Source organism: Ralstonia sp. SA306 (genome assembly GCF_054792405.1).
The window spans coordinates 2,878,974-2,901,884 of record NZ_CP096451.1 but is presented as its reverse complement, the minus strand read 5'-3'; the positions used below and the strand labels follow the sequence as shown (position 1 = coordinate 2,901,884).

The 22,911-nt window shown below is 63.5% G+C and carries 13 protein-coding genes; 11 read left to right on the top strand and 2 right to left on the bottom strand.

Features of this window, described 5'->3' with window-relative positions:
* The first annotated feature begins 155 nt into the window (after positions 1-155).
* The 6 genes from M1D44_RS13835 to M1D44_RS13810 all read left to right on the top strand — a co-directional run bounded on the left by M1D44_RS13835 (position 156) and on the right by M1D44_RS13810 (position 6,823).
* Positions 156-1,079, top strand: a complete 924-nt coding sequence (locus tag M1D44_RS13835) for a LysR family transcriptional regulator (protein WP_024976938.1) — start codon at positions 156-158, stop codon at positions 1,077-1,079.
* 86 nt (positions 1,080-1,165) lie between these two features.
* On the top strand, positions 1,166-1,912 hold the full coding sequence (locus tag M1D44_RS13830) for a TetR/AcrR family transcriptional regulator (RefSeq protein ID WP_024976937.1): 747 nt from the start codon (positions 1,166-1,168) through the stop codon (positions 1,910-1,912).
* Positions 1,913-1,969: 57 nt separating this feature from the next.
* The gene (locus tag M1D44_RS13825; RefSeq protein ID WP_316852848.1) at positions 1,970-2,944 is read left to right on the top strand and encodes an HlyD family secretion protein; all 975 of its coding nucleotides are present in this window, start codon (positions 1,970-1,972) and stop codon (positions 2,942-2,944) included.
* Entirely contained in the window at positions 2,941-3,912 is a 972-nt protein-coding gene (locus tag M1D44_RS13820) for an ABC transporter ATP-binding protein (RefSeq protein WP_024976935.1), read from the top strand. The genes M1D44_RS13825 and M1D44_RS13820 overlap by 4 nt, the downstream gene beginning before the upstream one ends.
* Entirely contained in the window at positions 3,909-5,072 is a 1,164-nt protein-coding gene (locus M1D44_RS13815) for an ABC transporter permease (RefSeq protein ID WP_024976934.1), read from the top strand. Before M1D44_RS13820 ends, M1D44_RS13815 begins: the two co-directional genes overlap by 4 nt.
* 8 nt (positions 5,073-5,080) lie before the next feature.
* Positions 5,081-6,823, top strand: a complete 1,743-nt coding sequence (locus tag M1D44_RS13810; protein WP_316852847.1) for an efflux transporter outer membrane subunit — start codon at positions 5,081-5,083, stop codon at positions 6,821-6,823.
* 278 nt (positions 6,824-7,101) lie between these two features.
* Here M1D44_RS13810 and panE read toward each other — a convergent pair whose 3' ends face one another.
* Positions 7,102-8,058, bottom strand: coding sequence for a 2-dehydropantoate 2-reductase (panE, locus tag M1D44_RS13805; RefSeq protein ID WP_024976932.1), 957 nt, complete (start codon positions 8,056-8,058; stop codon positions 7,102-7,104).
* A 166-nt stretch (positions 8,059-8,224) separates the two neighbouring features.
* Here panE and ttcA point away from each other — a divergent pair, with 166 nt between their 5' ends.
* The 3 genes from ttcA (at position 8,225) to glmS (ending at position 12,832) form a co-directional block, all read left to right on the top strand.
* Positions 8,225-9,172, top strand: coding sequence for a tRNA 2-thiocytidine(32) synthetase TtcA (gene ttcA, locus M1D44_RS13800; protein ID WP_024976931.1), 948 nt, complete (start codon positions 8,225-8,227; stop codon positions 9,170-9,172).
* A 337-nt stretch (positions 9,173-9,509) separates the two neighbouring features.
* Positions 9,510-10,877 carry a bifunctional UDP-N-acetylglucosamine diphosphorylase/glucosamine-1-phosphate N-acetyltransferase GlmU gene (gene glmU, locus M1D44_RS13795; protein ID WP_316852846.1) on the top strand — a complete coding sequence of 456 codons (1,368 nt, stop codon included), beginning with the start codon at positions 9,510-9,512 and terminating at the stop codon, positions 10,875-10,877.
* 116 nt (positions 10,878-10,993) lie between these two features.
* Positions 10,994-12,832, top strand: a complete 1,839-nt coding sequence (gene glmS, locus M1D44_RS13790) for a glutamine--fructose-6-phosphate transaminase (isomerizing) (RefSeq protein ID WP_024976929.1) — start codon at positions 10,994-10,996, stop codon at positions 12,830-12,832.
* Between the two features lie 624 nt (positions 12,833-13,456).
* Here the strand turns inward: glmS and M1D44_RS13785 are convergent.
* Positions 13,457-13,660 (bottom strand): hypothetical protein, encoded by a 204-nt coding sequence (locus M1D44_RS13785; protein WP_024976928.1) that lies wholly within the window; start codon positions 13,658-13,660, stop codon positions 13,457-13,459.
* A gap of 289 nt (positions 13,661-13,949) precedes the next feature.
* Between M1D44_RS13785 and M1D44_RS13780 the strand changes: the two genes are divergently transcribed.
* Both M1D44_RS13780 and M1D44_RS13775 read left to right on the top strand, forming a co-directional pair.
* Positions 13,950-22,157 (top strand): two-partner secretion domain-containing protein, encoded by an 8,208-nt coding sequence (locus M1D44_RS13780; protein WP_316852845.1) that lies wholly within the window; start codon positions 13,950-13,952, stop codon positions 22,155-22,157.
* Positions 22,154-22,798, top strand: a complete 645-nt coding sequence (locus M1D44_RS13775) for a hypothetical protein (RefSeq protein ID WP_316852844.1) — start codon at positions 22,154-22,156, stop codon at positions 22,796-22,798. The genes M1D44_RS13780 and M1D44_RS13775 overlap by 4 nt, the downstream gene beginning before the upstream one ends.
* The last annotated feature ends 113 nt before the right edge of the window (positions 22,799-22,911 follow it).

Sequence of the window (22,911 nt, the reverse complement as noted above, 5' to 3'; positions counted from 1 at the left end):
TTCACTTGCGGCGGATTGTGCGATCTGACAGACTTGAAATCAAATCGAATGTTTTTCGTTTTTCGATCCAAAAATTTGATCAATTGAGGCGCCGCTCACAACGCTCTCCTGACCAGGCGCACGGCGCCAGGGGCGCGTTGTGAGCGGCGACGGCCATGTCGCACTCGCCGCTGCGCTATCTGCATAGCTTCCTGACCGTCGCCAACGAAGGCAGCTTCGTGCGCGCGGCAGACCGCCTGGCCGTGTCGCAGCCGGCGCTGTCGTACCAGATGCGGCAGTTGGAGCAGTGGCTCGGCGTGCCCTTGTTCGAGCGCTCGGGGCGCAAGCTCGTGCTCACGCGTGCCGGCACGTCGGTGCGGGCGTGGTGCCGCGATGCGTTTGCCGGCCTGGACGAACTGCGCGCCGCATTGCACAGCGGCGAGATGGAGCGCGTGTCGCTCAAGCTGGCGAGCGGCTCCAGCTTCGGGCGCTATGTGCTGATGCCGGCGCTGCTGAAGCCATCGCCCGAATCCGACGCGCCGCTTCTCAACGACGTGCGCCTCGAACTCGCCTTCGGCAGCGACGAAGAAGTCTTCGGCCATGTCGAGTCCGGCCGCGCCGATCTCGGCTTCGTCTACACGCCGCGCACGTCACGCCTGTTTGAACACCACGCTGTCTACACCGAAGAATTCGTGCTCGCCTGCAGCGCCCGCGCATTGCGTGAGCAGAGTGCGCCACGCACGCTGGCTGATTGCGCGGCGCTGCCCTTCGTCACCTATGACGAATCCGATGCGGTCTACGGACTGTGGTTCAAGGCGCTGTTCCGGCGCATGCCGGAGACGACCGTCAGCGCCCATCACGTGTCCGACCTGGAAGAGGTCAGCACGTTGGTGGAGGCCGGCATGGGCTGGTCGGTGCTGCCATTGCATGCCATTCAGGATGCCGTGGAGCGCGAGCGCCTGCGGGTCGTGCGCCCCATCGTGGCGCGGCGCTGCCTGAACACCGTGTTCGCCGTGCGCCGCACATCGAGCTTTCCGAGCGAAGCGCAAGACCGCTTGCTTGTGCGCCTTGCGCAGCTTGATGCGGCGGCGCGCGTGTAGGCGCGCAGTCGCCATCCTTCGAGCCGATCCGCAAGGCGCGAAATGCCGCCTTGAAATTAATTAATTCGACAATTAATATCTGCGGAATGGCAACCCGCAAACCTTCCTCTCGCGGCCCAGGCCGCCCCCGTCGCCAGGATGGCGCAACGCAGGACGACCTCCGTGACCGCCTGCTCGACATCGCCGTCACCTTGTTTGCGCGAGACGGCGTCGGCCCGACCACGCTTGCCGCCATCGCTCGCGAAGCCGGGGTGACGGCACCGATGGTGCATTACCACTTCAAGACGCGCGATCAATTGCTCGATGCCGTGGTGGAGGGGCGCATCCGCCCGCTGGTCGACCAGGTGACGGGCCCGGCGCTGGCGATCATCGCCGATGACGCGCATCTTCCGGACCTTGCGCAGACCGTGGCCGGCGTGGCGCAGCGCATGGTGGCGGTGGCCACGGCCACGCCGTGGTTTCCGACGCTGTGGATTCGCGAGATCGCCAGCGAAGGCGGCCAGTTGCGCGAGCGCGTGTTTGCGCGCATCGCGCTGGAGCGCGCCACGTTGCTGGTCGACCGCATTGCCCGTGCACAAGCGGCGGGCGCGGTGAACGCGGCACTGCAGCCGCCGCTGGTGATGGTGTCGGTGATCGGCCTGGCGATGCTGCCGCTGGCGACGCGCGCGCTGTGGGGGCGTCTGCCACTGGCGGATCAGGTGAGCGACGAGGACATCGGCCGGCACGTGGCCGCGCTGCTGCTGCACGGCATTGGCCCCGTCGCGGCGCCTGAGGACGGCGCCGGCAAGAAAGCGAAGCCGAAGCCCAAGCTAAAGAGCAAGGGGCGCAAGTAGGCAAACACGGCAGGCAATCGAATCAATCGCGTCAATTCGAATCCCGCGGAGGGCGGTATGCGGCAAGCGTTGTGCATTGGCAGGGCAGGGTGGTTTGCGGTGGCCTTTGCCGCGGCAATGGCCCTGGCGGGTTGCGCCAAACAAGACGACCACATCTACCAGGGCTATGTGGAGGGCGAGTTCGTCTACGTGGCATCGCCCGTGGGTGGGCGGCTCGAACATCTTGGCGTGCAGCGTGGGCAGAGCGTCAACGCTGGTGCGCCGCTCTTCGCGCTGGAATCGGTGGACGAGACGGCGGCCCGCCAGCAGGCAGCCGCGCAACTGCAAGGCGCCGAAGCCCAACTCGCCGACCTGAATGTCGGCAAGCGTGTGCCGGAGGTGGATGCGGTGCGTGCGCAACTGGCGCAAGCCGTGGCGGCGGACAAGCTCTCATCGACGCAACTGGTGCGAGACGAGGCGCAGTTCCGCGCCGGTGGCATCGCGCAATCGCAGCTCGATGCTAGCCGCTCCACCGCACAGTCCAACGCACAGCGCGTGCGTGAACTGACCAACCAGTTGCGCATTGCCCAGTTGCCGGCGCGCAACGACCAGATTCGCGCGCAATCGGCACAGGTGGAAGCGGCGCGTGCGGCGGTGGCGCAAGCGCAATGGCGGCTCGATCAGAAGGCGCAGAAGGCTACGCAGGGCGGCCTCGTATTCGACACGCTGTATCGCGAAGGCGAGTGGGTTGGCGCGGGCAGCCCCGTGGTACGCATGCTGCCGCCGGCGAACGTAAAGGTGCGCTTCTTCGTGCCGCAAGGCGTGGTGGGCGCGCTCAAGCCCGGGCAAACCGCGCGCCTGCACTGCGATGGCTGCGCGGCCGATATCAACGCCACGGTCACGTACATCGCAACGGAAGCCGAATACACACCGCCCGTCATCTACAGCAACACGACGCGCGACAAGCTGGTCTTCATGGTGGAAGCACGGCCCGCCGTGGCCGATGGTCCAAAGCTGCGTCCGGGCCAGCCCGTGGAGGTGATGCTGCCATGAGCGCTGCCAGCCACGACGGTCAACCGCACACACGCAACGGCGGCTACGCCATCGACGTGCATGGCCTGAACAAGCACTTTGGCGACAAGCATGTTGTGAAAGACCTCTCCATGCAGGTCGCGCGTGGTGAGATCTTCGGCTTCCTGGGCCCCAACGGCAGCGGCAAGACCACGTCGATCCGCATGATGTGCGGGCTGCTGACGCCCGACAGCGGCAGTGGCTCGTGCCTGGGTTACGACATCCTCAAGCAGTCGGCGCAGATCAAGCGGCGCGTCGGCTATATGACGCAGCGGTTTTCGTACTGGGACGATCTGTCCATTCGCGAGAACCTGGATTTCGTTGCACGCCTGTACGAGATGCCCAATCGACGCGAGGTGGTTGACCACGCGCTGGAACATCTCGGGCTGGCGTCGCGTGCCAAGCAACTGGCGGGCTCGCTGTCGGGCGGCTGGAAGCAACGTTTGGCGCTGGCCGCGTGCATGCTCCACAAGCCCGAACTGCTGCTGCTCGATGAACCCACCGCCGGCGTCGACCCGAAAGCGCGCCGCGATTTTTGGGAAGAGCTACACCGCTTGGCGGCGGAGGGCATCTCGGTACTCGTCAGCACGCACTACATGGACGAGGCCGAGCGTTGCCACAAGCTCGCCTACATCGCGTATGGCGAGCTGCTCGCACAAGGCACCGCCGATGAGGTGATTGCCGGCCAGCACCTGTCGACGTGGTCGATCTCGGGAGGCAATCTGGTTGAGCTGGGCCGCAAGCTGGAAGGGCAGCCCGGCGTGGATCAGACCGTCGCGTTTGGCTCGGTGCTGCACGTGACTGGCGCGGATGCGCACGCGCTGGAGGGCACGTTGCGCAAGCTCGCAGGTGAGTCCGGCATGCGCGCCGAGCCGATCAACACCGGCCTCGAAGACGTGTTCATCCACATGATGAAGCGCTCCTCAGACAATTACGGAGCGCAGCCATGAGGCCAGACGGCAATCAATTTTCGCTGGTGCGCTGGTGGAGCGTGGTGCTCAAGGAATTTCTGCAACTGCGCCGCGACCGCGTGACGTTCGCCATGATGATCGGCATTCCGATCATGCAACTGTTCCTCTTCGGCTTTGCCATCAACGCCGACCCGAAGCATCTGCTGACTGGCGTCATTGCCGCAGACCAGAGCGAGTTCACGCGCAGCTTCCTGGCCAGCATGCGCAACTCCGACTACTTCGACTTGGCGACCACGCTGACAGACGAAACCGCCGGGCGCGAAGCGTTGGCCAAAGGCCAGCTTCAGTTTGTCGTATCAATCCCGCCGGACTTCACGCGCAAGCTCGTGCGCGGCGAGAAGCCCTCGCTGCTCGTGGAGGCCGATGCCACCGACCCCGCCGCGACCGGCCTGGCCGTGGCCTCGCTCTCGCAACTGGTGCAGGGCGTCGTCAGCAAGGATATGAAGGGCGCGTTGTCACAACTGGCCGGAGGCGCGGGCGCAAACGGTGCGGCGCCGCCATTCGATGTACGCATCCACAAGCTCTACAACCCGGAAGGCATCACGCAGTACAACATCATCCCCGGCCTGATGGGCACCATCCTGACGATGACCATGGTGATGATGACGGGCCTGGCCATGACGCGCGAGCGCGAGCGCGGCACGATGGAAAACCTGCTCGCCACGCCGGTGCATCCGCTGGAGGTGATGACGGGCAAGATCGTGCCGTACATCTTCATCGGGCTGGTGCAGGTGACCATCATCCTGCTGATGGCGGTCTTCGTTTTCCACGTTCCGTTTGTCGGCAGCGTGTGGATGGTCTACGTGTCGGCGCTGCTGTTTATCGTGGCGAGCCTGACGGTGGGGATCACGCTGTCGTCGCTCGCGCAGAACCAACTGCAGGCGACGCAGCTGACTTTCTTCTACTTCCTGCCCAACATCCTGCTGTCGGGTTTCATGTTTCCGTTCGTGGGCATGCCCAAGTGGGCGCAGGCAATCGGCAACCTGCTGCCGATGACGTACTTCAACCGGCTCACGCGCGGCATCCTGCTCAAAGGCAATGGCTGGTTTGAGCTGTGGCCGAGCATTTGGCCGCTGATGGTGTTTACGGTGGTGGTGCTGGGGGTTGCGTTGCGGTTTTATCGCAAGACGCTGGATTGAGGTGGGGTATGCGGACGCTGCGGATTTCGTGTTGTCAGGAAGATGGTGGTGCATCCCTTGTTTCGTCCCCTGCCGGGGCCGACTTACTTTCTTTGTCTTGCCAAAGAAAGGTAAGCAAAGAAAGGCGCGCCCGAGATGGCGACTTCTCCTTGAATTTATGTCGCAGAGAGGGGAAGGGAAAAACTCGCTGCGCTCAAACAGTTTCCCTTCCTTTTTCCTCTCTGCAACAGAAATTCAAGGCGCCATCTAGGGCAGGGTGCGGCCACACCGTCTGGGCGCCGGGGTTGGCGGCGCGGCGAGCGTTGGCGAGTGGTGGGCGGGCGATTGGTGTGCTTTTGATCGCCGCGTTGTATCTGAGCGGCTGTGCCGTCGGTCCCGATTTCAAGACGCCAGGCGGGCCTGCGGCCGTCGGCTACTCGGCGCAGCCCGTGTTGCGGGAAACCGCATCCGCGCCTGTTGTGGGCGGCGAAGCGCAGCATCTTGTCGATGCCAACGTGCCGGCCGATTGGTGGCACCTGTTCCGATCGCCCGCGCTTGATGCGCTGGTGGACGAGGCGTTGCGCGCAAGCCCGTCCGTCATGCAGGCGGAAGCCCGCTTGCGTCAGGCACAGGCCGAAGCCGAGGCGCAGTTCGGCTATGTGATGCCGTCGGTGGATGGCACCGTGTCGGCGGTGCGTCAGCAGATCAACCCCGAGGCGTTCGGGTTCAATACGCCCAAGCCGGGGCCGTTCACGTTGTATTCGGCGTCGCTGTCGGTGTCGTATGCGCTGGATATTTTTGGCGGCGTGCGACGCGCGCTGGAGGCATCGCGCGCGCAGCTCGATACGCAGCGTTATGAAATGGAGGCGGCGCGCCTGTCGCTGGCCGGTAATGTGGTGACGGCGGCGGTGCGGATTGCGGCGCTGGATGCGCAGATTGCGGCCACGCAGCGATTGGCGGCCGAGCAGCGCAGGCAGTTGGAGATCACGGAGCGCCGCCTCAGCCTTGGTGGCGTCGCGCAGGTCGATGCGTTCTCGCAGCGTACGCTCGTCGCGCAGACCGATGCCACGCTGCCACCGCTCATGCAGCAGGCTGCGCAGCAGCGGCATCGTCTATCGGTACTGCTGGGCCGTGAACCTGGTGCCGGTTTGCCCAATTTGCCTCCGCTCGACGCGCTGCATCTGCCCGACCCGCTGCCGGTGTCGCTGCCATCGACGCTCGCGCAGCGGCGCCCCGACATCCGCGCCGCCGAAGCGATGTGGCACGAAGCCAGCGCCAACGTGGGCGTGGCCACGGCCAACCTGTTCCCGCGCATCACTTTGTCTGCAGGACTGGGTTCGGAAACCACCAGCTTCCGCAATCTGCTGGGCGCCGGATCAAGCATCTGGAACCTCGGCGCCGGTCTCACGCAGCCGATCTTTCACGGCGGCACCCTGCGCGCCAAAAAGCGCGAAGCCGAAGCCGCCTACGATGCAGCGGGCGCCGCCTACAAGCAAGCCGTATTGCAAGGCTTGCAGGAAGTGGCCGACGCCCTGCACGCCGTGCACAACGACGCCCAAACGCTGCAGGCCAGAGCCCTGGCAACCGACCAGGCGCAACAGACCCTGCACGCCGCCGAAGCCCGCCACGCTGCCGGTGGCATCAGCACGCTAACGCTGCTGGACGCCCAACGCCAGGTCGATCAGGCCACGCTGCAGCAGGTACAGAGCCAAGCGGATCGGTTGCTGGATTCGGCCGCGCTAATGCAGGCATTGGGCGGCGGCTGGCAGTAGGAAAACGACAAAGCAGCCCAAGTCGGCAACACTAGCGGCCAGATGGTTTGGCCGTACCCTGCCCTAGATGGCGCCTTGAATTTCTGTTGCAGGGAGGAAAAGAGGGGAGGCTGTTTGAGCGCAGCGAGTTTGCCTCTCCTCCCTCCCTGCGACATAAATTCAAGGAGTCTGTCGCCATCTCGGGCGCGCCTTTCTTTGCTTACTTTCTTTGGCAAGACAAAGAAAGTGAGTCAGCCCCGCAAGGGGATGAAACAGGGGCCAACAGAAAGCACAAACAATCAGCCCACCGCCGGCCGCAGCAACCGCTGCTGATAAGCCTGCAAATGCGCAAACGCCACCCGAAGCAACGAAACATCTGTCCCCAATGCCCGCCCGCGGCGCAACATGTCCCCCACGATGTGATCGGCCTCAACGCGCGCACCACTCTCCAGGTCCCGCAGCATCGATGCCGTCAGCGGCGACCCAGCCTGCGTCAGCACATTGAGCCCGCGTTCGCGCGCAGCCTGCCGATTCGGATACCCCGAAGCCGCCGCCACACGCTCGCACGCTGTGAACATCGCCTCGTTCAACGCAGCGCCCTCGTCCGTGGCAACAATCTCGCCCACCGTCGCCCGCATCAGGCAAGTCATTGCCGCCAGCGAAGTGAGAAAGGTGAACTTTTCCCACATGTCCTGCATGACGTTTTCAGCCAGCACCGAATCAAAGTTGGCCGTGGCAAACACGTCGCGAATCGCCTCGGTGCGCTCGCGCGGCGCATGCGGCGTGCGCTCGCCAAAGGTAATGGAGTGCACGGCCGGGCCCTGGCCGTTGCTCAGGTGCAGCACCGCCCCGTCCGGCGCGCTCGTTGCACTGATGTGGCACAGCCCACCGAGCACGCGCGATTCACCGAACGCGGCATCAAGCCGTTCCAGATGCGCCAGCCCGTTCAGCACCGGCAACACCACCGTGCGCTCGCCCACCACGGGGCGGATTGCGGTGATGGCGTCTTCCAGGTCGTAGGCCTTGCAGCTCAGCAGCACCAGATCGGCACGGCCCCAAGTCGCGGCCTGGTCCGCGGTGATGGTCTGCACGGGCAATTGCGCATCGCCGTGCGGGCTGCGGATCACGAGACCGTGTTCGCGCAACCGCGCCGCGCGTGCTGGCCGCACCAGGAAGGTCACGTCTGCGCCCGCCTGGGCGAGCCGGCCGCCGAAATAGCCGCCGGTGCCACCGGCGCCAAGCACCAGAATCCGCATTGCTGTCGTCATGGGGTTCGTTTCCATCGAGGAGAAGATAGGCAAACGATTCTAGGCCTGTTCGCCCGACCCTGCAGACGGCGCACCGCGCGCGCTAAAATGCTGATTTTCCTCACGATTTGACGCCCGTTCGGCCATTATTCAGCGCTGGCGGGGTCGAGATGCCATGACGTTTTCCAATAATTTCCACCGCCTAGAAACCCGTCTGCAGTCGCAGGTCGGCCGCGCCATCGGCGACTTCAAGATGATCGAAGACGGCGACACCATCCTCGTGTGCCTGTCCGGCGGCAAGGACTCGTACACGATGCTGTCGGTCCTGATGGCGCTGCAGAAGCGCGCCCCGGTCGATTTCAAGCTGATCGCGATGAACCTCGATCAGAAGCAGCCGGGCTTTCCGGAAGAGGTCCTGCCCAACTACTTGAAGAAGCTGGGCGTGGAGTATGTGATCGTCGAGGCGGACACGTATTCGATCGTCAAGGAGAAGGTGCCCGAGGGCAAGACCACGTGCTCACTGTGCTCGCGTCTGCGCCGCGGCGTGATCTACCGCACCGCCAAGGAACTGGGTGCCAACAAGATCGCGCTGGGCCACCACCGCGACGACATCGTCAACACGTTCTTCCTGAACATGTTCTTCGGCGGCAAGATGAAGGCGATGCCGCCCAAGCTGGCCACCGACAACGGCGAGCACATCGTCATCCGCCCGCTGGCCTACTGCGCAGAGAAGGAGATCGCCTCCTACGCCCGCGCGATGGAATTCCCGATCATCCCGTGCAACCTCTGCGGCTCGCAGGAAAACCTGCAACGCAAGAAGGTCAAGGAGATGCTGCTGGAGTGGGAGCGCCAGACGCCGGGCCGCATCGACAACATCTTCGCTTCACTGCAAAACGTGGTGCCGTCGCACCTGGCCGATACCGATCTGTTCGACTTCAACGGCCTGACCACGGGCCTGGCGAAGATCGGTGAAGACGCGCTGTTTGGCCAGACTGCTTACGACCAGGCCCCGCTGGTGTTTGCCGGCTCGCATGACGATCGCATCGAGTTCGTGCGGTTTGAGCGCAAGCCAGGGGACAAGCCCGCCGACCAAGCCGTGCCCGGCGAGACAGCCGCAAGCTGAGCGCGGCCCCGTCACACAGGTGGCGCACGCTGCCCACATGCGCCCCGGCGCGCCATGCCGAGCGTCCACCGTCCGCCTGACCGGCGGGCGGGCTAACCGTCTCGGTAATGGCGCGGTTGCAACAATTCCACCGTTTGACCGGTTCAGGGGGAGGGTGGGCCCCATGCTAGAATTTTTGCATCTGTGTCTTATACGCCGCAAAAGCGCCCCGCAGAAGGGTTTGCAGGCGGTCCGGCCATCCTGAGGGGAGGTGGCGGGCGGTGGGTTTCAGGCAGCCATTCCAGGCGCCGGCAATCCGTCGCAGGCTATCGCTTCGAGTCACTCTAGGAACCTCCTTGTGAATATCGTCATCTTGGCTGCAGGCATGGGCAAACGCATGCGCTCCGCCCTGCCGAAAGTGCTGCACCCCCTGGCCGGCAAACCGCTGCTGGCGCACGTCATTGAAACCGCCCGCACCATGTCGCCGACGCGGCTGGTGGTGGTGGTCGGCCACGGCGGCGATCGGGTGCGCGAGATGGTCGGCGCGTCCGACATCGCCTTCGCCACGCAAGACAAGCAACTGGGCACGGGCCACGCCGTCATGCAGGCCGTGGAGCAGCTCGACGAAAGCGTGCCCACCCTGGTGCTCTACGGTGACGTGCCGCTCACCCGCGCCGAAACGCTGAGTGCGCTGGTCGGCGCCGCCGGCAACGACCATCTGGGCGTGCTGACCGTGCACCTGGGCGACCCGACCGGCTACGGCCGCATCGTGCGCGACGCCGCTGGCCGCATCACGCGCATCGTCGAGCAGAAAGACGCCAACGAAACGCAGCTCGCCATCCATGAGGTGAACACCGGCATCCTGGTGTGCCCGACCGCCAAGCTCAAGAACTGGCTGGCGACGCTGTCGAATGACAACGCGCAGGGCGAGTATTACCTGACCGACGTGATCGAGCGTGCCGCCAGCGAAGGCGTGCCCATTACCTCCGCGCATCCGCTGGCCGAGTGGGAAACGCTGGGCGTGAACAGCAAGGTGCAACTGGCCGAGCTGGAGCGCATTCACCAGCGCAATCTCGCGCAGCAACTGCTGGAAGACGGCGTGACGCTGATCGACCCGGCCCGCATCGACGTGCGCGGCAAGCTCACGTGCGGCCGCGACGTGGTGATCGACGTCAACTGCATCTTCGAGGGCAACGTCACGCTGGCGGATGGCGTGCGCATCGGCGCCAATGCGGTGATCCGCGATACGGCCATCGAGGCCGGCGCAGAGATCCTGCCGTTCTGCCACATCGAGCGCGCCAAGGTTGGCGCCGACTCGCGCATCGGCCCGTACGCGCGCCTGCGCCCGGGCACCGAGCTGGCCGAAGACGTGCACATCGGCAACTTTGTCGAGGTAAAGAACAGCCAGGTCGCGGCGCACAGCAAGGCCAACCACCTCGCCTACGTGGGCGACGCCACGGTGGGCTCGCGCGTCAACATCGGCGCGGGCACCATCACGTGCAATTACGATGGCGCAAACAAATTCCGCACCATCATCGAAGACGACGCCTTCATCGGTTCCGATACGCAGCTCGTGGCGCCGGTGCGCGTGGGCAAGGGCGCGACGCTGGGTGCTGGCACCACGCTGACCAAGGACGCGCCCGAGGGCAAGCTGACGGTCTCGCGGGCGCGCCAGGTCACCATCGACAGCTGGCAGCGCCCGGTCAAGCAGAAGAAGGAAGGCTGACAGGGTTTCTCCTGCGCCGAACAGCGGATGCCGCTTCGGCGCGCGAGCATCGATACTGAATTACCGAGTGCGGCGCACATTCAACGTGCTGCCACACCCCAACTGGAGAAATCAACATGTGCGGTATCGTTGGCGCGGTTTCCACGCGCAATATCGTTCCCGTCCTGATCGAAGGCCTGCGCCGCCTGGAATACCGCGGCTACGACTCCTGCGGCGTTGCCGTTCAGCGTGATGGCCAGCTAGAGCGCGCGCGCACCGTGTCGCGCGTGGCTGATCTGGATGCCCAGGCACAGACGAGCCACCTGGACGGCGCCATCGGCATCGCGCACACGCGCTGGGCCACGCATGGCCGGCCGGACACGGTCAACGCCCACCCGCACTTTTCGGGCGACACCATCGCTCTGGTGCACAACGGCATCATCGAAAACTACGAGTCGCTGCGCGAAGAACTCAAGGCCGTCGGCTACGGCTTTGAATCGCAGACGGATACCGAAGTCGTTGCGCACCTGATCCACCAGGCTTACACGTACCCGAGCAGCGCCACGCGCGGCGACCTGTTCGCCTCGGTGCGTGCGTCGGTCAAGCGCTTGCATGGCGCCTATGCGATTGCCGTGTTTGCCCGTGACAACCCCGACGTGGTGGTGGGCGCGCGCGCCGGCTCGCCGCTGGTGGTGGCAATCGGCGAGAACGAATCGTTCCTGGCGTCGGACGCGCTGGCCGTGGCCGGCACCGCCAGCCGCATGGCCTACCTGGAAGAAGGCGACGTGGTGGAACTCACCCGCGACGGCTTCACCGTGGCCGATGCAAACGACAAGATCGTCGAGCGCGAAGTGAAGGAAGTCGGCACCTACGCTGCCGCCGTGGAACTCGGCCCCTTCCGCCACTTCATGCAGAAGGAAATCTTCGAGCAGCCGCGCGCCCTGGGCGATACGCTTGAAGGCGTGCAAGGGTTTGGCCCCGATCTGTTTGGCCCCGAGGCGGCCCAGGTGCTGCCCAAGGTCGATAGCGTGCTGATTCTGGCTTGCGGCACGAGCTACTACTCGGGCTGCACGGCCAAGTACTGGCTCGAATCGATCGCCAAGATCCCGACGCAGGTGGAAGTCGCCAGCGAATACCGCTACCGCGAGACGGTGCCCAACCCGAACGCGCTGGTCGTCGTGATTTCACAATCGGGCGAAACCGCCGACACGCTGGCCGCGCTGCGCCACGCACGCGAACTCGGCCACACGCACACGCTGGCGATCTGCAACGTCGCGACCAGCGCCATGGTGCGCGAGACGCAGCTCAAGTTCCTCACGCGCGCGGGCACCGAGATCGGCGTGGCGTCCACCAAGGCATTCACCACGCAGCTGGCAGCGCTGTACATGCTGGCACTGACGTTTGCCAAGCTGCGCGGCCATCTGAATGCGGAGCAGGAAGAAGACGCGCTGCGTCATCTGCGCCATCTGCCGTCGGCGCTGAATGCCGTGCTGGCGCTGGAGCCGCAGATCATCGCGTGGTCGGAAGAGTTTGCCCGCCGTGAAAACGCGCTGTTCCTCGGTCGCGGTCTGCATTACCCGATCGCCCTGGAAGGCGCGCTCAAGCTCAAGGAAATCTCGTACATCCACGCCGAGGCCTACCCCGCCGGCGAACTCAAGCACGGACCGCTGGCGCTGGTGACCGAGCAGATGCCGGTCGTGACCGTCGCCCCGAACGACGCGCTGCTTGAAAAGCTCAAGTCGAACATCCAGGAAGTGCGCGCGCGCGGCGGCAAGCTGTACGTGTTTGCCGACGCCGATACGCAGATCCAGTCGAGCGACGGCATCCAGGTGATCCGCATGCCGGAGCATTACGGCCAGCTCTCGCCGATCCTGCACGTGGTGCCACTGCAATTGCTCGCGTATCACACGGCACTGGCGCGCGGCACGGACGTCGACAAGCCGCGTAACCTGGCGAAATCGGTGACTGTCGAATAAGTTTTGGCCGGCGCAGAAACAGACTTAGCGATTTGAAATAGTTGTTGCGTCGCGTTTCCGAAGTTGTTGCGCCGCCGTCCTGGAATCCCTTATAAACATTGGATTTGTGGGCGGCGCAACAACTAATTGAAACTCTAGGTTGGCGAGGGAGACGTCCGGGTTTGCGTCTGCTGTTCTTCTCTGCCAAGCCCGTCTTGTGCGCTCACGCGCGCCCCGGCGCTTCCCAACCTCAGCCTCCAACTTCACTCGCGCGTCGAGATACGTATATCCCCCTCCGTAGCGTCGAAACCGTGCCGTCTTGCACGAACGGCGGCCGACACTTTGGGGTAGCTCGTGCGGATGACAATTGAATGTTGTTCAGGCCTGCTCTCAGCGGCTCTGAGGTGGCGTGCGTCTCGAACCCCCACTAGGTCTTCTAAGCGCATAGTTTTTCATGCCGCCCGGGTACTGCGCCGCTTAGGCTTGCTCAACGCTGTGTTGCTACCGACCGCTTGAGACTCAGCCAACTGCTCTCGAGGGTCAGAGAAATCTATCCCTATACCGGCCCCGCGAACGCGCTCGAACGCGGCGAGCCCAATCTCTGCTGGGATACCGTGGCCGCCCAATACGCACGCCACGGTTTCCTCATGTAGCGTTTGGCCAAGCCGATAGCCGGTAGCCGGTAGTGTCGCAAGCAGATTTGTGGATCTCGGTCTGCACCTTCCAGTAGGCTGGCGTGAACAGCGCTTCATGCCTCCCCCAGGGCACCCCGGGTAGGACTTCGCTGTCGATAGGCGGCAGCGTTATGCGTTCGTAGCGCTCGTCAATGAATAGTTCGGCGATTTGCATGTGATGCCCTCCATTGTTGCTGACGTGCAGGTATGGCGCGGAAGATGTTGCTCCGCGGCTGGCATTGGCCAGGATGCCGCTCTCGCTAGCGTGCGTTAGTGAGGCGCTACGATGCAAGGGACCAAGATCTGACTTAAGAAACTTTCAGATCGGTTCCCATCCGATGGGGGATGCGCACCACATTGTGTTCCTCTACCATCCCGCCCCAAGTCCAAGAAGGGGCGCCTGACATCTTCCATTGATGGCCATGCAGCGACCCCGCTAAACAACAGGTTTGGGGAGTTCTGCAATGCGCGAGCCGGTATCGGCCAATGCGCGGCCCGCGCTTGCGCAGCCGCGTGCCGCTGTACAACAAGAACAAGGCATTCCGGGCGGTGACGATACCCTTGTCAGTCGTACTGACCGCGCCAGGCGCTCGGTTCTCGCCCGCACCATTGCAGGTGCTGTTGCCGTCCTCAGCTGGCTGGGCCCCGTACAAATTTCGTGGCAGGCCGCTCAACAGAGCGCGGCGATCATTGCGACACATGGCAACGATGCCAGCGAGTCACTTCGCAACCTGATCGCGTCGTGGCAAACCACGGGCCGCATTCTCGTTCGTTGGGGTATCCAGCAGGCCGAAGCCGCGCCAATTACCGACCCCACCGCCCCCATCCGTTTCACGCCCGCCATTACCCAGACGACGACGGGTGTCCCGACCATTAACATCACGACGCCGAACCAGGCGGGCCTGTCGTACAACCTGCTGCAGTCGCTGACGGTCGACAATGGCGTCGGCTTGGTGATGAACAACAGCCTCGCCGGCGGCGGTACATTCCTGGGCGGCAACGTCGCGGGCAACCCGAATCTCGCTTCCTCCGGCCCAGCGTCAACCATCCTGACGCAGGTCACGGGCACCGCACCGATCCGTATCAACGGCACGGTCGAAGTCTTCGGCGCGCCGGCAAGCGTCATTTTTGCGGCACCCGCGGGCGTGTATCTCCAGGGCGCGGGCTTTACGAACACGCCCGCAGTGAGCCTTGTCACCGGCACGCCGCAGTTCCTGAACGGCAGTGGTGCCCCGGTCGGCTTCGACAAGGCAACGGCGATCGGCTACACGGTCAACAGCGGCCGCATCCAGATCGACCCCGCGGCGGGTAGCCCCAATGGTGCGGGCATCGAGGGCACAGTGGGGGCGATCAATCTGATCGGCCAGACGATCGGCGTTAACGCGCCGCTGTACGCCGGCAATCAGATCAACCTCATCGCCGGTAACCAGCAAGTGACGCCCGTGGCCACGGGCACCGGCCGCGCCGGCTCCGATTGGCAGGTCAGCAGCACCGGCCAGAACAACGCCGCTATCAGCGCGACCGCACAGAACGGCCTGGCCATCGACGCCACGGCGTTCGGCGCCATGACCGCAGGGCAGATCAAGCTCATCAGCACGGCGCAGGGGTTGGGCGTGCGGGCGGCGGGCGATTTGGCTGCCAACACGTCCAACGTCAATATCGACGCGAACGGCAACGTCACGGTCGGTAATGTCTACGGGCAGCAAAACGTCGGCATTGTCTCGACCGGCGCGGTCTCCACGACGGGCACGGCGAAGGCGCAGCAAGACGTATCCGTTTCTGCAAGCGGTGATGTCAATGTTGGCGGTGCCACGCAGGCGGGCAACAATCTGGCCCTGAACGCGGGTGGCAATCTCACAGGTTCCGGCAATCTCTCGGCAACAAAGGCACTTGCCGCGACGGCGGCCAACAGCGTCAATCTGACCGGCAATCTCAACGCCACCTCCATCACCACCACGGCCCAAGGTCTGGACGGCACAGGCGACGTTACGCTGGGCGGCACCGTCTCCGCGCCGGGCGCTATTGCGCTGACAGCGGCGCGCGACGCGAGCGTCGCGGGGCAACTGACCGGTGGCAGTACCACGACGATCAACGCAGGTCGAAATCTGGCGGTAGCTGGCGCCATTGGCAGCGTTGGCGACCTCACACTAGCGGCCGCCAACGGCACGCTGTCCACGACAGGCTCGGTCACAAGCCAGGGCAACCTGAACGCCAGCGCGGGACAAGACGTGAGCCTCGGTGGCACCACGGCCGTGAATGGCAACGCGACCATCCACGCTGCGGCCGGCAACATCACAACGGTCGGTACGCTTGATGCGGCGAAGGACATCGCGCTCACCGCTGGGCAGAACGCGACGCTCGGCGGCGGCGCCCAGGCCCGCGGTAACCTGAACGTCACCACTGGCAACACCGTCAGCGGTGCCGGCAATCTCACCGCGAGCCAAGCGATTGGCATTCAGGCGGGCGGCAGCATCGGCGTCAACGGCGACGTCAAAGCGAGCCTGATCGCGATGCAGGCGGCGGGTCATGACGGCATCGGCGACATCACGCTGGGTGGCAACGTCAGCGCACCGGGCGCGATTGCACTCTCGGCCGCGCGTGATACCACCATCAACGGCAGCGCGGTCTCTGACAGCGACCTGAACCTCGCGACGCAACGCAATCTCACTGTTGGCGGCACGGTCGGCAGCACTACGGGCAACGTCAGTCTGACAGGGCGCACCGGCGCTGTGACCACCAGCGGTGCTGTCCTGACCCCCGGCAACCTGAACGTCACCTCCGGCACCGACACGCACCTGGGCGGTCTTGTCAGCGCAGCGGGCACCGCCACCGTCAACGCGGGCAGCAACCTGACCACGTCGGGCCAGATCGGCAGCAACGGCACGCTCACGTTGAGCGCAGGGCAGAACCTGACGGTGGGCGGCCAAGTCGGCAGCGGTGTCGATGCCAACTTGCAGGCGGGCAACGCGGTTGCCGTGAGCGGCGCGGTATCCAGTACGGGCAACACCAGCGTGACGGCAGGCCAATCCGTCACGCTGGCAGGCGACGTCGCCGCTGGTGGCAATGCGTCACTCTCTGCCAGCCAGACGACTACGGGCACGGGTAACTTGAGCGCCGCCCAGACGGCCACCGTCACCGCAGGCAGCATTGACCTTGGTGGCCAAGTCAAGGGCAACCAGGTCAACTTGACCGCCAATGGCACCGGCATTTTGGGCGACGTGCACCTGGGCGGCGCTGTCAGCGCACCGGGGACCGTCTCAGTCTCCGCCACGCGTGATGCGACCTTGGATGGCGGAGCGGCGGCCGGCACTGACCTGCAGGCCACGGCCGGACGCAACCTGACCGTCAACGGCACAGCCGCCAGTGTCGGGGGAAATGTCAGCCTGAACGCGCAGACCGGGCAACTGACCAGCACCGGTTCTGTCCTCGCCTACAACGGTAACGTCAACGCCAGCGCGGCCCAGGACTTGAACATCGGTGGCGCCGTCTACGCTGGGAAGAACGCGACGCTTGCGTCGCAGGCCGGCAGCACCACCGTTTCGGGCAACCTGGCGAGCCAGGGCAAGACCAGCATCAGCAGCGGGCAAAACACAACCCTGACCGGTCAGCTGCAAACAGGTTCCGACCTGCAAGCCGGTGCCACTAAGGCGCTCACTGTTGGTCAACTGAACTATGTCGGCGGCAATGCGACACTGCGTGGTGCAAATATCACGGTCGGCTCGCAAGCGAACCAGGCCAATGTCGTGCAAGGCACGCTGGATGCGGTTGCCACCAACGGTTTGACGCTCACCGGTAGCAGCAATGCAGCCAACCTGACGCTGGGTGGTGCGGCCGTCAACAACCAAGGCTCGACGCTTGCCACCCAGCAGGCCACCGTCACCACCGGTACGCTCAACAACACTGGCACGCTCGCGGCGAACCAATTGACCGTCAACGCGACCGATGTGGTGAACCGCGGAACCGTCGGCGGCCAGACCGTCAACCTGACCGCGACCAATAGCGTCGATAACGCGAATGGCCTCGTGGTTGGCACGCAGACACTCAACGTCACTACCAACACGCTCAAGAGTAACCAGGGCGGTACGTTCTTCGCGGGAGACCTGAGCGGGCAATCCCCAACCACGGGAAACATGACCTTCACGGTCAACGGCGGCGCGGGCAGCTTCAACAACGCTGGCGGCCAAGTACTGGCGGGCAACAACCTGACGGTCAACACCCCGAATCAGGGGTTCGATCCGTCGGCGGCCGCCACCGGTACGCTCAATGCCAACAACCTTCTGACGGTGTCGGTCCAGTCGATCAACAACACGCAGACGTGGAACGTGCAGGGTTCCAACGTGGCGATCAATGCCGCGCAGGGCATCACCAATAGCGGCACGATTCAGAAGGCGGGCGACCTGTCGTTGTCCACTGCCGGCACGTTGGCCAATAGCGGTCAGATCGTGGGCGGCGCCAATGTGTCGCTGTCGGCCGGCAATCTCGCCAATTCCGGGACGATTCACGCTGATGGCAATCTGGCGCTCGCCGGCAATATCCAGAACAGTGGGACGACTGAGGCGCTGGGCAATATCACCGTCACCGGTTCCAACTACGACAACCGGGGCGGCAAGACCCAAGCCAATGGCGACCTCAAGTTTGACCTGAGCGGCACGCTGAACAACGTCGCCAGCACGATCGGCGCCAACGGCAATATTCATATCGCCGCGCAGAACGTTATCAACGATCGTAGTGGCCCGGTGGATGCCGGCAGCAGTTTCGGCAAGGTGCTCAACGACTCACTGCTGAACTCGACGATCATTGGCAGCTACGCACCGTGGGTGAGCACCGGCAGCTGCGACACCTGCTCCAGCCCGTATGCGCCCGGCCCGACCACGAACCTGACAATTGGCGATCTGGCACGCACGCCGGACGGCGCATCCGTGCAGTTGGCGACGGGTTACATCGGCGTCTATTCGGGGGGCGGCGACAATGGCGCCTCGCTCGGCTATGTCGACATGTGGCATCTGCTGCCGGCGGGGGCTCAATCGGGCACGCAGTCTGTAGCGCTGCCGACTGTAGACCGCACCATCATCCGCCAAGCCGACGGCACCGCCGGTCAGATCGTCGCCGGCAAGGCGATGGACATCACTGCCGCCAGCCTTTCAAACAAGGGCGGCTTGATTCAGGCGGCGGGCAATGTCACGCTCAACGTAGGCACGCTGGACAACAGTCGTTCTGCAACGCTGACCAGCAGCGTGACGGATGTCGTGAATGCGGGCGAGTACGCGGCGTTCATCGCGCAGCTCCAGCACATGGGGCAGAGCGGCTCCAATGGCGTTGTTGATCCGTTCCAGCCGCGCCAACTGCAGTACGGCCAGCCGCAGGGTTATCCGTCGAGCTGCGATAGCTGCACCACGCCGGCACCGACGGCGTCCCAGGTGACCTTGAACCAGGATGCCTCCGGCAACACGACATCGGCGCCGAGCCAATCCTCGGTGACGCAGACGCTGGGCAAGGCGGGACAGATTCTGAGTGGCGGCAATCTCTCGCTCACCGGAAACGGTGACCTGGTGAACGCGGGGGACATTGCAGCCGCCGCCAAGGTCACGATCACGACGCCCGGCACGTTCACCAACCAAGGCGCCTATATCAGCCAGGTCACCACTACGCCGGGCTGCCTGCCGGGAGCCGCTACCTGTAAGGAAGGTGGCGCTCATGTGGATACCCTCGCCTGGCAACAGACCCCCAATACCGTAGCAGCTGGTGACACGCTGACCGTCAACGCCGCGAACATCCAGAACAACAATGGCACGTTGGCCGCTGTCGGCAATGTAACGTTGACGGCCACCAATGGGCTGACGAACACGTCCGGCGCGATCCAGTCGACGGCGGGTGATGTCACCATCAGTGCACCGACGGTGGTCAACACGACCATGGCACCCGTGACGCTGCACAAGAGCTACGGGAACATGAACCCGAGCTACGCGGGTGGCTGTAACGCCGGGGGCACCTACAAGGAAAGCCAGTGTGCATCGGATGAGATGACACAGGCGGGCCCCGCGGGCGTCATCTCGGCCGCACGCGACGTCAAGCTGTCGGGTACTACGCTGACCAACAACGGGGCGCTGATTACCGGGGGCCGCAATGTCACGGTCAGCATGGCCGGTGGCATTGACAACACCAGCATCGCGCTCAACGCCAACTGGCATGGGTTGTGGGTCGAAGAGACGGGGCTGTTCAGTTCGGATATCCGCCACAACACCAGTGGCGTTGCGGTGCTCGGCAACTTGGCTTCCGGGATTCAAGCCGGCAATGCACTGTCGGTGACCTCCGGTGGACAAGTGCTGAATACCGGCAACTTGCTGGGCAGCACCGTCGACGTGAGCGGAGCCGCGCTAACCAACGGCATTACGAATCCGAATCAACCGACACCGCCGACCGTGGCAGGCAGGCAGGTGATCTCGTTGGCGCCGCCTCCGGGTCCGACTGGAGCGCTGCAGGCAGCAAGCACTGCGGGTAGTGGCCCGACGGCTCAATCGGGAGGCGCGGCTCCGACCACGTCCGGTGCGTCCGGTGGTGCGCCGCAAGCGAATGTGGCTCCCGTGCAAGCGCCGGTCTGGAGTTTCCAGCCGGCAATCGTAACGACGCCTGCGGCACCCGGCAGCTCGCAGGTGACCTGGCACTTCAACGCGCCGGCGGCTGGCAATACGACCAGTGCGCCGACTCCCAGCGTCAACGGCGCGACCTATCTGAACCAGAACCCGGCGACCTCGGTGTTGGCGGGCGTGACGCCGAATTCCCTCTTGGCGCAGTTGCCAGCCAATCTGCAGCCGGGCAGCACACCGTTCTACTTCGATCCGTTTACCGAAGACCAGAAGCTGTTGCAGGCCGCTCAGCAGCAAACCGGCCAGAGCAGCTTCATCAGCGGCCTGACGTACGACAACCAGAATCAGCTGTCCGTCACGGATCAGGAAAAGCTGATCCTGTACAAGGACGCAGCTGATTACGCAAAGGCACACAACATCCAGCTCGGCCAAGCGCTGACGCAACAGCAGATCGCCGAGTTGGATAAGCCGATGTTGTGGTACGTCACACAGCAGGTGCCAGACCCGAACTGCAATACGGTCGCCAGCACCGCTTGCCCGATGGTGAGCGCACTGGTGCCGCAGCTTTACTTGCCGGCAGGCTACGCGGATGCCATCACCCAGCCGGCGGGTGGCGTGATCGCGGGGCAGAACGTCAACCTGAACGTCGATGGCACGCTGCGCAATAGCGGCCAAGTCACCGCCAGTGACACGCTCAACGTCAAGGCCGGCACGATCGATAACGCGCCGAATGTGGTGGACATCGGTACGTCGGCCTACAAGGTGGATGGCGGATGGCTGCAGGTGACCGGCACGCAGGTGCAGCCGGGCGGGTTCATGAGCGCGGTGAACCTGAACGTACAGGCCAATGCCATCAATGCGGTCAACGATGCATTCGTTGTGCGCAACGCGGATGGGTCGGTCGATCAGACCCGGACTGATGCGCTGATTTCGCAACTGCAGGCGAATCTGGGCGGGAACTACACAGCCGGAACGGTCAAGGACGACATCCACCAGGACTTCATTAAGGAGCAGAGTGCTCTGCCGACCTTTGTGGTGATGGTGATCGCACTGGTGGCCGCAGTAGTGACAGCGGGCGCCGCTGCTGCTGCAATCGCCGCGGCGCAGGTTGCCGCAGCAGAAGCGGGTATGGCTACGTTGATCGCCACAGGTTCGGTCGAAGCCGCTACTGCCGCGGGCGGGATCATGGCCAGTTCCGTGTTTGCGGCCGGAGGCATGGCGAATCTTGCGATTGCCGGGGCGCTTGGCGGAATGGCGGCGAGCGCAGTCTCTCAGATCGGTCTGAATGGTCGCCTTGATCTTGGGCAGACGTTGATTGCTGGCGCTGCCGGGGCTATCACCGGTGGTGTCACGGGGTACTTTGGGGCGAACTACGGTATCGATCGTCTGCTCGCATCGACTGCAGCAGGTTGCGGTACTGCGGCTATGTCGGGTGGTGACTGTAAGTCGGGAGCCATCTCCGGTTTTGCTACTGCGGCGATTGCATGGGCGGGCGATGCGATGCGGCAGAATCAGGTCGAGTCGTCGCGCCAGTTCAAAGGCATAGCCGACGAGAATGCTCCAGAGAAAGGCTTGGTTACTAATGTGAGCGGACCTAGTCAGGGTATTAATGGTGATGGCGTGAAGCTGGCGGGCACTCGGGTCAGTTTCGATGATCTCCGAACAGTCGGGAATGTAGTGCCGGGTCCGGACGGCACCATGTTGTTTGAGGGAACGCAGATCAATCCGCTCACGGGAAAGGTCTATACGCTTGACGGAGCGTTGACTCACTTTGGCGGGGCCACGGGCGGGGCTCAAGGATTGGCGGGAACGTTGGGAAGTTACTCCTATTCGTCAGGGACCGTTGTTGACAAGTTGCTTGAGTCTTTTGCTGGGCCTCATGATTTTATGGGTAGTATTTTTGCTTACGATAAGATCGGAAATTTGAAGGAGGGGATGAGCGCTCTTCAAAGGAATCTTTTCGAAATTCAAACGGATATCGATATTCCATTGTCTGCGCCATTTGCTGGGACGACATTCCTAAATCAGTACGGATTGGATTGGTCGACATTTAGGCGTCAATTTAACCAGTCTCAGGAAAAAAGATGAGACCCATTTCAATTGTTTCATCAATCGCAATAGTCGTGGCATGTTCCGGCTGCCTGCATGCTCCGCCCAACTATCCCGGCAGTGGAGCCGGGAATCCCGATCCCGTCAAATACGCCGGTGAATCGTGCGTGGACCTATCAGGTAGGTACGAAGGTACTGGCGAGATAATTGATGGAGACCCCGGTTCACTACAACGAGATCGGATTTCGCGACTCGACAGAGCTTTTCCCTTTTCAGATAACCAACAGTTGGCCGATGTGCGTGCCGCCGCTGACCGTGGCGACGGGTTCAAGGCGTATCCGGTCCAGGGAGTGGTTGAGAAGAATTCTGACCGAACGTTCCGCGTGACTTTCATCTATCCGAACAGTCGGAAAGCGGTCTTTTCCCCTTCATTTGAAGATACTAGGAAATATGTTTGTACGGGTAGTAAGGGAAAGATCGTGTGGGGTGGTGGGGGGCAGCAAAGCAGATCGGAGCTTGGTCCCAATCAGACTGATTTTATGGCGGCGCTTTACCTCGACGAAGGGGGAAATTTGATTGCCGAAGATCGCATGCAAGTGCATATGAGATTGAGATTGTTCGATATACCCACTGGGACGGCGCAGCATTACACGGTCTATCGATTCAAGAGGTTGCCGTGAATAACCAAGATCGAAACGATGCTTAAGGAACAGAATAAGAATGCGCTTAGAAGCTATCGAACCTGATCTTGCGGGAAAAATTAGAACGTGTGACAGTGGTCGGCAGCGGAAGG

Bases quoted from the DNA above. Each gene is read 5' to 3' on its own strand.
- M1D44_RS13780 (WP_316852845.1), top strand. From the start codon at position 13,950: ATGCGCGAGCCGGTATCGGCCAATGCGCGGCCCGCGCTTGCGCAGCCG.
- M1D44_RS13825 (WP_316852848.1), top strand. From the start codon at position 1,970: ATGCGGCAAGCGTTGTGCATTGGCAGGGCAGGGTGGTTTGCGGTGGCC.
- panE (WP_024976932.1), bottom strand. From the start codon at position 8,058: ATGCGGATTCTGGTGCTTGGCGCCGGTGGCACCGGCGGCTATTTCGGC.
- M1D44_RS13785 (WP_024976928.1), bottom strand. From the start codon at position 13,660: ATGCAAATCGCCGAACTATTCATTGACGAGCGCTACGAACGCATAACG.
- M1D44_RS13775 (WP_316852844.1), top strand. From the start codon at position 22,154: ATGAGACCCATTTCAATTGTTTCATCAATCGCAATAGTCGTGGCATGT.
- M1D44_RS13835 (WP_024976938.1), top strand. From the start codon at position 156: ATGTCGCACTCGCCGCTGCGCTATCTGCATAGCTTCCTGACCGTCGCC.
- ttcA (WP_024976931.1), top strand. From the start codon at position 8,225: ATGACGTTTTCCAATAATTTCCACCGCCTAGAAACCCGTCTGCAGTCG.
- M1D44_RS13830 (WP_024976937.1), top strand. From the start codon at position 1,166: ATGGCAACCCGCAAACCTTCCTCTCGCGGCCCAGGCCGCCCCCGTCGC.
- M1D44_RS13810 (WP_316852847.1), top strand. From the start codon at position 5,081: ATGCGGACGCTGCGGATTTCGTGTTGTCAGGAAGATGGTGGTGCATCC.
- glmS (WP_024976929.1), top strand. From the start codon at position 10,994: ATGTGCGGTATCGTTGGCGCGGTTTCCACGCGCAATATCGTTCCCGTC.
- M1D44_RS13820 (WP_024976935.1), top strand. From the start codon at position 2,941: ATGAGCGCTGCCAGCCACGACGGTCAACCGCACACACGCAACGGCGGC.
- M1D44_RS13815 (WP_024976934.1), top strand. From the start codon at position 3,909: ATGAGGCCAGACGGCAATCAATTTTCGCTGGTGCGCTGGTGGAGCGTG.